The sequence below is a fragment of the Candidatus Tisiphia endosymbiont of Melanophora roralis genome, from assembly GCF_964026575.1.
Taxonomy (GTDB): domain Bacteria; phylum Pseudomonadota; class Alphaproteobacteria; order Rickettsiales; family Rickettsiaceae; genus Tisiphia.
In genome coordinates this window covers 573615-584989 of record NZ_OZ032161.1, presented here as the reverse complement: position 1 = coordinate 584989, position 11375 = coordinate 573615, and the positions used below count along the sequence as shown (strand labels likewise).

Below are 11375 nucleotides of genomic sequence, written 5' to 3'. Positions count from 1 at the left end.
ACTAAAAAATAGAGACCACTAAGTAAAAATGATCTTTTTTCTTGGAGGGATATAAACAATTTTATCTTGATCATCTATAGTAACGTCATGATGCATCTTTTCCATGACACCAATAAAATAATTACCATGTGGCATTAGTTTTACTATTGCCCAACCGTCCATAATAAATTGAGTAATTTTATCTAAATCAGATTTGTTTTCAGCGAAAGATATAATTTTTTTATGGGGTTTTACCCTTGTCATAATCTTATTTTTTATTAATTTTAATTTCTTATATTTATTATTACTAAATCTTTTGATTAGTACGGCTGTAACAATAATTGCATCGAAACTGTGTTAGCTTTATTAGAGGGAAAGTGTATACTCAAATGATTTGAAGCATTGGATTTGAAAATGAATGGTGAGCATGTTAGGCGTACATATTAGTATAGTTACGCATGCGAATCCATGATATTTTCAAAAAACAATTCGTAGGAGCAGAAGAGTATATGTATTTTTTGAAATACACTAACATTATCCCAAAAGTTAACTGATTTGATTGACCTTTCTTTTTCTTACATAAAATTAGATACTCTAATGATAAATTATATAGTCAAATACATTGAATTAGGTGGTAAAAACATAGAAGTAGTTTTTACAATCAACTGATTTTATCAATTATCTTTCCACCTAACTCAATGTATTTGACTATATTGCATTTTTTTATCTGTTCCTAGAATTCACGGTGTCAGTATCTTTTAATACCAATCTATCCTAGATAACTAATTATTGCAACACTTTCTTTTATTTTAAATACATAATGCTGAGGGATTTAAAGAAGCCACGAAACCTCGACCCACAGCGGACAATGATGTACGTGAGGAGCAGAGTATCGGTAGCACGAATAAATTACCAGCAGAAGTAGAGTTTGCCAAAGATATCTATTATATTTTCCACATTATATTACTTAGTGCTTTATAATTTCTGTGCTATACTACTGTGCTATACTAGAAGCGATAACTACTAATAGCAACATATATGGATAAAATAACTCCTCGAGTTGATTTGGCATTTAAGAAAATCTTTGGTGTAGAAGAGAATAAGGACTTGCTGATATCCTTGATTAATTCAATTGTATCTAAGGAAGATCAAGTGGCAGAACTAACGTTGCTTAATCCATATAATCCTAAAAACTTTAAAAACGATAAACTCTCAATATTAGATGTTAAAGCCAAATCTGTTGATGGCAAAAGGTTCAACATTGAAATTCAAATTAGCGACGAAGCTGATTATGATAAGCGAGCTTTATATTATTGGGCTAAATTATATACCGAGCAATTAAAGGTAGCTCAGGACTATTCTACCCTAAGCAAAGCCATTGGTATTCATATTCTAAACTTTACTTCTATTCCGAATGTAACTAAGTATCACAATGTTTTCCATATAGTAGAAAAAGATAGTGGATTGTTGTATTTCAAGGACCTCGAATTACATACTATTGAGCTTAATAAGTTTACTGATAATTCTTATGAGGAATTACCTGATATACTGAAAAAAGTAAAAAACTCTCTAGATATGTGGACAGCTTTTCTAACAAGACATGACCTACTTAACAAAGATAATTTACCTAAAGAATTAGACAATGTTGCCTTAAAAAAAGCTCTAACAGTGCTAGATGTTATGAACTTTACTGACGAAGAAAGAGAGGCCTATGAAGACCATCTTAAATGGCTGCGTATCGAAGCTAACACTCTAAAAAAACAACTGGAAAAAGGTAGAGTGGAAGGTATAATAGCTATAGCAAAAGAAATGCTATTAAACAATGAGCCGATGGAAAAAATTATTAAATACACTAAGTTAAGTAAATCTCAAATAGAAAATCTAAAATGACTTACGATCCTCAAATTTATCATTTACTATCATTTACTAACATATTCTATTATTGTTATGTAATGGTTAGCTATAGCAGAAGAGGAAATTATGATTAAGAGTATTTGGGCAAAGGTTAAATATGTAGTATATTTGCTTATATATATAGTGATTACTTGGGTTACTGCGAAAATTATACTTATATCAACATTTCCTGATGATGGTCAATGCCATTGCACTGAAACTCCAACGTTACTGCATTATATTTTAGCTTCGATAGTAACTATATTGCCAGTAATAGCACATATATGTACAAAAAATCGTAAACCAAAAGTAAAGTCTGATACTAAATAAATTATGATTGGTAAATTAAAAGGTAAAATAGATGCATGTTTTAATGATTATGTCATTATTGATGTTAGTGGTGTTGGATATTTAGTGTATTGTTCTAGTAAAACTTTAAATAAGTTAGTCGTTAATGAGTTTTGTCAATTATTTATTGAAACACATGTAAGAGAAGATCATATTAATCTTTACGGCTTTTTATCTCTTGAAGAGAAGGCTTTTTTTAATTTATTACAATCGGTAAACGGTATTGGTACAAGAATGGCTTTAGCTATTTTATCAAATTTATCACCCGAGCAAATCCAATCAGCAATAGCAAGAAGGGATAAAGAAGCTTTTAAAGCCATTTCTGGTGTTGGCCTAAAACTAGCTGAACGAATTATCATAGAGTTAAAGGATAAAGCTTTAACTAATTTTACTAACAACCTTACCATGGATAACAATGATACTGACTTAGCTAAGATATCATCTGATGCCACATTAGTGTTAACCTCGCTTGGTATTGGTAAAACTGAAGCACAGAATTTAGTACAGGGAATTATTGCAGAAAATTCTAATCTCTCTATTAATGAACTAATTAAACTTGCACTAAAAGCACGTGGATCCAATGTCTAAAAATATTTTGTCAGCTGATATACTTCCGAGTGATCAAGAATTTTCTCTACGGCCTAGCTATTTAAGAGAATTTGTCGGACAACAACAAATTAAGGATAATTTATCCATTTTTATCCAAGCAGCTAAAAATAGGTCTGAACATTTGGATCATACATTATTTTACGGTCCTCCTGGACTTGGTAAAACCACTCTTGCACAAATTATTTCTAAGGAAATGGGAGTAAATTTTAAATCCACCTCAGGACCTGCTATATCAAAAGCAGCTGACCTAGCTGCTATACTTACTAATTTGCAAGATAATGATGTGTTATTTATCGATGAAATTCACCGTCTTAGTACAAATATTGAAGAAGTATTGTACCAAGCAATGGAAGATTTTGCTTTAGACATAGTTATTGGTGAAGGACCTTCAGCAAGGTCAGTAAAAATCAACCTACCCTATTTCACTTTAGTTGGAGCAACTACTAGGCTCGGTTTACTCAGCAATCCTTTGAGAGATAGATTTGGTATACCATTGCGTTTGCATTTTTATAACGTAGCTGAATTAAAACTTGTTTTGAGTAGAGCTAGTAAATTGCTAGCAATTAATTTAACCGATGAGGCATTAGAAGAGATAGCGGGGCGTAGTAGAGGAACTCCAAGAATTGCCCTTAGGCTAGTTAGACGAGTGAGAGATTTTGCTTCTGTCGATGATAAGCTAGAAATTGATAAAAATATTGCCAATATCTCCCTAAATCGATTAGAAGTTGACAAAATAGGTTTAGATAGTAATGATTATAGATACTTAAAATTTATAGCTGATAATTATGCTGGTGGTCCGGTTGGTATAGAGACAATTGCAGCAGCTCTATCAGAACAACGTGATGCTGTTGAAGAGACTATAGAACCATATTTAATACAAATAGGGTTATTACAACGTACCCCAAGAGGTAGAGTTATTACTAAAAATGCCTTTGACCATCTTGGAATATAGTAATTTACAGTTACAAAGAGGTAGTTTATGAAAATAATCAACATAAAACAACAAAAAAACCCGCTTAGTTCAATGTCGTATCCTATAGTCTTTGATTTAGCAATTAAATATAAACCTGATCTTGCTAAAGCTTATAATAACAAAGGTGTTGCCTTGAACAAGTTAGGTAAATACTCGCAATCAGAAGAAGCATTTAGCAAGGCAGAGCGACTTAGAACAAAACATTAAAAATTATAGAATGTATAGCTAACCCGATTAACATTACTCCGTCATTGCGAGGAGCTACTTTAGTGGCAACGAAGCAATCCAAAAAAGTTATTAGAAATGGATTGCTTCGTCGGCTCACGCCTCCTCGCAATGACACTAGGATTTATGTACTCTTCGCTAATAGCAGGAGTAATGCTAATCGGAGTTAGCTATATATTTTAAAAACAAACTAAGAAATACTTAAGAAAGAAATATTATATGCAAAAAGCTTTAAGTCTTATAATTGCTGCAGCAATTATTTACTCTATTGTCCAAATGAAGATGCTTTCTCCTCCTGAGGATAAAGACCCTAAAGTTCAGACGACTAATGATGCTGAAAATAATAAAAATACTAAAGCTGCTCCTGAACAAGCAAATATACCATTAACTGGTAATTTTCTTGAAAAAACTGTTTCAAAGGTTTTGATAAATGCTCTTAAGACAGAAGAAGGTCGACTATTTTTTGAGCATTTACTACAACCAACGAACAAACCTATTACTGATGGTAAATATACTATAGAGGTTAATAGAGACTTAATACAACCAATGTTTAAGATTAATAGCTTTGGTAATGGGACTAAAGGACCAGCTACTTGTGGTCACGTAGTCACATTACGTTATCAATTATTGGATATTAACAATAATTTACTTAGCGAAAATACCAAGACCTTTACACTTGGTTCTAGAGCGATCATGCTAGGTCTTGATTCTGTAGTAGTAGGTATGATGGTTGGACAAACAAGACAAGCGGTGCTTCCTGCAAAATATGCATATTATAACCAGCAATATAAAGAAGAAGATAGAGATCATGATGCACCTTATAGAGTTAATATTGTCTTAAATTCAATATTACCTAATAATTTTGTTGATAGTAATGAAGTAAAGATATTTGATGATGAAATAGCTTATAGAATGCCATTATTATGCGGAGATAAAGTAGGGGTTGACGTAAAGATTACTAAACTATCGAATGGTCAGGTAATTTATGATTCAGTACAGAAAGGTAAGAAATTAGATATAAAAATTGGTGATATTAATTATCCATTAATCGTTTCATATGCTCTACATGGTAAAGTGCCAGTTGGCACTAGAACAGTAATTGCCAAAGGTAAGTCATTTAAGGCACTTGGTTCTAATATCAACAAAATGCTTAATCAAGATAAGATTCCTATGGATGAATATTTGATGCTGGAATTAACAAATTTTCAAACAGAATAATAGAGAAAAGAATGCACGACAATAATTACAAGACAAGAAGAGCCACAGTACCAGCTCTAGAAGAATTATTATTTGAACCCATAAAAATACTAGATCATGGCTTTATCAGAATTATTGATTATATGGGTGATGATAGTAGCATCGTCCAAGCAGCACGAGTATCATATGGTAAAGGTACAAAACAACTAAGCCAAGATAAAGGTTTAATCAATTACCTAATGCGTCACCACCATACAACACCATTTGAAATGTGTGATATCAAATTTCATATTAAACTGCCTATTTTCGTTGCAAGACAATGGATACGTCACAGAACTGCTAGTGTTAATGAATATTCAGCTAGATATTCTATATTAGGAAATGAATTTTATTTACCAGAAAAACAGAATCTTGCTGCTCAATCCACAATAAATAAACAAGGAAGAAGTGATGAAGAAATTCCAAAAGAAATTGCAGATAAAGTCTTAGTGCTACTAGAAAAAGATGCTAAACTATGCTATCAGCATTATACTGAAATGATGAACCAGGATGAACATGGCAATATTATCGATGAAAATACTATAGGTATTACTAGGGAACTTGCGAGAATGAATTTAACCTTAAACTATTATACAGAATGGTATTGGAAAATTAATTTGCATAATCTATTACATTTTCTACTATTACGTGGGGATTCTCATGCTCAATATGAAATCAGAGTATATGCAGAGAAAATGCTAGAAATAGTAAAAGCTTGGGTACCTTTCACTTATGATGCTTTCGAGGAATATAGGCTAGGAGGAAATAATATTTCTAAAAAAGGACTTGCTGTTATAAAAAAACTACTCAATAATGAAGAAATTACTCAAGAATCTAGTGGCATAAACAAAAGAGAATGGGATGAATTAATGCAACTTATAAAATAGGTATTATAAAAATGATTACAATTGATAGAACAACCTACCGAGCCCCATCTTTTAATGAGAGAGTTAGATTTTTGGTGCTGCATTACACTAACGAAAACTTAGAAGAATCCCTAAGAGACCTGCTAGGTCCTAAAGTTAGTGTACACTATCTAGTTTCTGACTCTAATCCGAATCATATATTCCAATTAGTGGAAGAGTCTAGACGAGCTTGGGATGTTGGTGTTAGTGGTTGGCAGGGGCGTCAGAATCTCAATGATACTTCTATAGGTATTGAAATAGTAAATCTTGGCGATACTAAAGATTCTCAAGGAAATATTCATTGGTATCCTTATCCCGAAGACCAAATTACAGCGGTAATGGAGCTTTGTCAGAATATTATAGCTCGTTATGATATTGACCCCACTTGTGTGATCGGCCATTCTGATGCCGCTCCGGGAAGGAAACAAGACCCAGGGCCTCTATTCCCATGGAAACAATTATATGATAATAATATCGGAGCTTGGTATGATCAAGATACTGTTAATGCTCTAATGCCCAAGGTAGATCTGTCTAATGTAAAGTTAATCCAAGAACAATTTAGCAAATATGGTTATGTGTTGCAGCCGACAGGAATAATTGATCAACAGACAACGGATGTTGTAGTATCGTTCCAAATGCATTTCCGCCCAAAGAATTTTTCTGGAATATTAGATGTCGAGACCGTGGCAATTTTAGAAGCATTATTACAAAAATATCTTATGTAAAAAAGCTGTCATTCCCGCGAAACCTTTGCCCACGTGGATCAAAAAAACAACATAAGCAATGGTACTTACATAACCAAAAACGTTGTCATTCAGCTAAAAGCTGGAATGACAACAAAGGCTTATTAAAGGTTAAAATTTAAGCTTTGCACCAATAAGAGCAACTGTACCTTTAGTTTTTTTCTTAGGAGCTTCAATAAGGTAAACTGGCTTACCCTTAGCTTGGAAATGAGAGATTTCAGCATAAGGCAACAAGCCTGGTGTTATCTTATATTCAGTACCTAGGCTTACTGTATCCACCGTATTTTTATACTTTAGTGATTTAAAATAGGAAAGACTTGCTTTAATAGGACCTTGCCCATAAGCAATTGTACCATTATAATATTTCGTATCACGACCAACTTTATGGTAAGTTTTTGAAGTCAAACTTTTACCTAAACTACCATAAGAACCAGCACAAGAAATATTACCATAAGTTAAGACTGCACCTAAATTGTAAGCGTTTAGATCTGATAGCTTGTTGCTAGATAGCATCTTTCCATTAGGATCTAATACTATAAGTTTGCGAGCTGGTTTGGCATGTTCTCCTGTAACACCAACTTCTACTGCCATATCATCTAAAATCTCATACTTATAGGATATCCCTGCAGAAATCGCATCTTTGACATTGTAATTATAAATTACTGTATCACCTTTACCACCATCTATACCAGGTAGTTCTACTTCATTTATACCAGTCTTTAATTTACTACGACCCGTTTTACTATCTAAATTTTTTATATTACGATGACCACCAGTATTTGCTGAATCAGGAATATAAGAAATACCAAACTGAAAACCTTGTATCTCTGGCGTATAATAAGAGACTTTTCTAGCTGGCTCTGTTCCTTTATTTATGTCATCGAAGCCATTGGTAAATGAGTCTATGACAGAGGGTGGAGTGACCTCAAATTCTGGATTCATACCTTTATATTGCATACTGCTATCGTCTAGTGAGACATACTTACTCCAAGCAAAACCACAACTAGCTGCTGCAACTTTAGCACCACTAATACCCATCTTATTTGCAGCATCATAAGGAGAGCCTAGCTCTACTTTACCATAGTCTGTCTCTAAGAAAATGTGAGAACCATTGACACTTGGAGTCCCTTTTGGTTTAGTTGTTGTTAGCAAAACTATTTTGCCTCCAGCTATTACATCATTAAATTCTTGCTTACCAGTAACAGAAAAAGCCGCATCACTATAAAATCCAAGCTTTTTCTTATTATCAGTGATATATTTACTTTGTTCTGACGACAATTTACTTTGGTTACCATAACCAGCTTGGAAACCAAAGAGTCCTTCTAATTTTATTTCAGTATCTGAAGCGGCATCAGCTGGAGGAGTAGAACTGCTAAAGGCTGTGCTAGACAAACAAGAGACACAAAGCAACATTATTAATTTTTTCATAAGTAATACCAAAACTCTTTATTCATTATGTTCTTTTTATATCCCATTGAACATAATACATTTCTATTTGGAGTATTTATAGCAGAAGATAAACCATAATGTAACAAGTTTTTGCAAATAACTATGATTAGTCAGACAAATTTTATTATTTTAATGGTAAAATTACAACTAATATAACATTTTTTTTAATTGTTGCTAATATCATAAAAATATTGTATTCTAGCTTTGCGGGTTGAAATTTTTGTAAATAAAGTTGAAAAAACAAAGGTGGGGTTAACCCCACCTTTTTTATTAAAATCTTTAAATATTTATGTTGTAATGCAAACTATAGAGCAACAAATTATTGATGCGGTGCAAGATAACCTAAAAGATCTTGGTTTTGACTTAGTAAAAGTAACTTTAAAGGGTTCAACCCATAAAGTACTTGAAATATTAATAGATAGGTTGGATGGTGAAAAGGTTACTATAATAGATTGTCGGAATAGCAGTAGAATTATCTCAGCCCTTTTAGATGTTGAAGATATAATTAGTGATAAATATTTTTTAGAAGTTTCTTCAGCAGGTATTGAACGCCCATTAATAAAATTTGAAGATTATACTAGATTCCTCGGTAGGGAGGCTACCATAAAATTAAAAGAATTATTAAATGGTCAAACTCGATATCAGGGAAAGATAGTTAAAGCTGAAGATAATAAAATTCATCTGAATAATCATGGTGAAGACATAGTGTTTTCATTTGATATGATAAAAAAAGCCTCTTTGGTATTAACAGATGAAATGTTTAGGAATTTAATGAATAAAAAATAGACTTCTTGGATAATTTGCTTCTGCTAGGGAATTTGTAGGAGGATCAAAACCTCGACCCACAGCGTACTCAAATTCCGTTACGGATTCGAGTCTAGTATACTCAAATGATTTGAAGAATTGGATTTGAAAATAGACTTCCTGCAGAATTCGCTTTTGCTGAGAAATTTGTAGGAGACACGGAACCTCGACCCGCAGCGTACTCAAATGTACGTGAGGAACAGAGTACCGGTATCACGCACAAATTACCAGTAGCAAGTAGATGCAAGAAGTTTAACATTAAAAGGCAGTGAATTTATGATTAATATTGGTAACACAGAAATTCTGCAGATCATAGATTCTGTAGCTAGAGAAAAGAATCTTCCTAAGGAAGCACTACTTTCGGCAATGGAACAGGCTGTACAGATTGCAGGACGCAGAAAATATGGAAATGAACATAATATAAAAGCTGAGATTGATAGGAAAAATGGTAATATTAATCTTTTTAGAATCCTTGATGTAGTGGATGATGTGGAAAATTATTTTACTCAAATTTCTTTAAAGGATGCTGTTGAAAAGAAAGTCGATGCTAAAATTGGCGATGAGATTTATGAATTTTTACCGCCTATTGATCTTGGACGTGTTGCAGCTCAGGCGGTTAAGCAAATAATAATACAACGCGTTGGTGAAGCGGAAAGAGAAAAACAATATGAAGATTTTAAAGATAAGAAAGGTGAGATTTTAAACGGCACTGTTAAGAGAGTAGAGTTTAATAATATCATAGTTGACCTTGGTGGTCGTGCTGAAGCAATGATTAAAAAGGAGCAGCTCATTAGAGGAGAAAGCTTTAAGGTTAATGATCGTATTAAAGCTTATGTACAAGACGTAAGATTATCGTCTAAAGGGTCACAAATTTTTCTATCTAGAACTGACGACCAAATGCTAATTAAATTATTTGAATTAGAGATTCCAGAGATTTATGATAATATAATTGAATTGCGAGCTATAGCTCGTGATCCTGGATCAAAGGCAAAAGTTGCAGTCTTTGCTTCTGACTCCAGTGTTGATCCTATAGGTTCATGTGTAGGAATTAGAGGTAATAGGATTAAGGCTATTACTAATGAACTTAATGGCGAAAAAATAGATGTAATATTATGGAGCAAGAATATTGCCCAATTTATTATGAATGCACTTGCTCCTGCAGAAATTGCAAAAATTGTTATTGATGAAGATAAGAATATAGTTGATGTAGTTGTGTCTCAAGATAATTTGAGTCTTGCAATTGGTAGAAGAGGTCAAAATGTTCGTTTAGCCTCTAAACTTACTGGCTGGAATATTAATGTAATGACGGAAGATCAAGAATCCAAACGGAGAAATGATGAGTTTTGCTCTGCTACTGAGTTATTTATGGAGACCTTAGATGTTGAAGAAGTGATAGCACAACTGTTATCTGCACAAGGTTTTACCTCTCTAGAACAGTTAGCTTCCAGTAAAATTGAAACTTTAATGAATATTGAAGGCTTTGAAGAAGAATTAGCAACTGAGATAAGAGAACGAGCAATAAATTATGTAAATGCTAAAAATGAAAAAATTATTATTAAACTCGAAGCTTTAGGTGTTGAACAAGAATTAATTGATGTATTGGATTTACAACCAGAATTCATATTAAAATTAGCTGAGTATGGTGTAAAGACTATAGAAGATTTGGGAGAGTTGACAGTTAATGAATTTAAATCATTAGTGCCTAATTCTAACATGGTAGATGATGATATAGAATTACTGATTCGTACAGCTCGTACTCGTGAAGATGAATAAATTTAAGCAACCTCAGTATCAATCCTGACAGGGGATGCTACCATAACTGTTGAAAGTTAAAAAGCCGTCATCGCGATGAGCTTTGTAAGCCCTAAACCGTCTATTAGCGAGGAGTCGCTGTAAGCGACGACGTGGCAATCTTGTGAAGAAGAGCTTACTTCATGAGATCGCCACGGCGTCTATCGACGCCTCGCGATGACGATTTTTTAACTTTCAACAGTTGTGGGGATGCTACCTAAACTACTTAAGTTGCCATGTGCGTAGACGAGGATCTAAAATGTTTAATTAGTTGTCAGTCAAAGCAAGAAAATTTTAAAAAATTTAGCATTAAGTATTAGTGCTAAGAATTTTATTGATATACTGAAGAACTACTAGCAAAATTAGCCATTTCTAATAACAGAAACTTGGTAATTTAATTTTGGGTAAAGAAAAAATTAA

At 33.1% G+C, this 11375-nt stretch carries 12 protein-coding genes; 10 read left to right on the top strand and 2 right to left on the bottom strand.

From position 1 onward, the window contains the following. Window positions 1–18: 18 nt before the first annotated feature. Complete coding sequence (locus AAGD53_RS02875; protein WP_341760801.1) at window positions 19–243, bottom strand: DUF2674 domain-containing protein; 225 nt, start codon at window positions 241–243, stop codon at window positions 19–21. Between the two features lie 774 nt (window positions 244–1017). Here AAGD53_RS02875 and AAGD53_RS02870 point away from each other — a divergent pair. The 8 genes from AAGD53_RS02870 (at window position 1018) to AAGD53_RS02835 (ending at window position 6893) form a co-directional block, all read left to right on the top strand. Next, complete coding sequence (locus AAGD53_RS02870) at window positions 1018–1869, top strand: Rpn family recombination-promoting nuclease/putative transposase (protein WP_341763204.1); 852 nt, start codon at window positions 1018–1020, stop codon at window positions 1867–1869. A gap of 90 nt (window positions 1870–1959) precedes the next feature. Next, window positions 1960–2202 carry a Holliday junction ATP-dependent DNA helicase RuvA gene (locus AAGD53_RS02865; protein WP_341747723.1) on the top strand — a complete coding sequence of 81 codons (243 nt, stop codon included), beginning with the start codon at window positions 1960–1962 and terminating at the stop codon, window positions 2200–2202. Between the two features lie 3 nt (window positions 2203–2205). Beyond that, a complete protein-coding gene (ruvA, locus tag AAGD53_RS02860; RefSeq protein ID WP_341751956.1) occupies window positions 2206–2808 on the top strand; it encodes a Holliday junction branch migration protein RuvA in 603 nt (200 codons plus the stop codon). Then, complete coding sequence (gene ruvB / locus AAGD53_RS02855) at window positions 2801–3781, top strand: Holliday junction branch migration DNA helicase RuvB (RefSeq protein WP_341763203.1); 981 nt, start codon at window positions 2801–2803, stop codon at window positions 3779–3781. The genes ruvA and ruvB overlap by 8 nt, the downstream gene beginning before the upstream one ends. Window positions 3782–3808: 27 nt before the next feature. After that, on the top strand, window positions 3809–4009 hold the full coding sequence (locus tag AAGD53_RS02850) for a tetratricopeptide repeat protein (RefSeq protein ID WP_341763202.1): 201 nt from the start codon (window positions 3809–3811) through the stop codon (window positions 4007–4009). 237 nt (window positions 4010–4246) lie between these two features. Then, entirely contained in the window at window positions 4247–5245 is a 999-nt protein-coding gene (locus AAGD53_RS02845; protein ID WP_341762159.1) for an FKBP-type peptidyl-prolyl cis-trans isomerase, read from the top strand. A gap of 11 nt (window positions 5246–5256) precedes the next feature. Then, a complete protein-coding gene (thyX, locus tag AAGD53_RS02840) occupies window positions 5257–6150 on the top strand; it encodes an FAD-dependent thymidylate synthase (RefSeq protein WP_341763201.1) in 894 nt (297 codons plus the stop codon). Window positions 6151–6161: 11 nt separating this feature from the next. Further along, window positions 6162–6893 (top strand): N-acetylmuramoyl-L-alanine amidase, encoded by a 732-nt coding sequence (locus AAGD53_RS02835; RefSeq protein ID WP_341763200.1) that lies wholly within the window; start codon window positions 6162–6164, stop codon window positions 6891–6893. A 129-nt stretch (window positions 6894–7022) separates the two neighbouring features. Here AAGD53_RS02835 and AAGD53_RS02830 read toward each other — a convergent pair whose 3' ends face one another. After that, on the bottom strand, window positions 7023–8339 hold the full coding sequence (locus AAGD53_RS02830) for a porin (protein ID WP_341763199.1): 1317 nt from the start codon (window positions 8337–8339) through the stop codon (window positions 7023–7025). A 318-nt stretch (window positions 8340–8657) separates the two neighbouring features. Here AAGD53_RS02830 and rimP point away from each other — a divergent pair, with 318 nt between their 5' ends. Next, window positions 8658–9146: a ribosome maturation factor RimP gene (gene rimP, locus AAGD53_RS02825; RefSeq protein ID WP_341762212.1), complete on the top strand. Its 489-nt coding sequence runs from the start codon at window positions 8658–8660 to the stop codon at window positions 9144–9146. 294 nt (window positions 9147–9440) lie between these two features. Next, window positions 9441–10937, top strand: coding sequence for a transcription termination factor NusA (gene nusA / locus AAGD53_RS02815; RefSeq protein ID WP_341763198.1), 1497 nt, complete (start codon window positions 9441–9443; stop codon window positions 10935–10937). Window positions 10938–11375 lie beyond the last annotated feature (438 nt).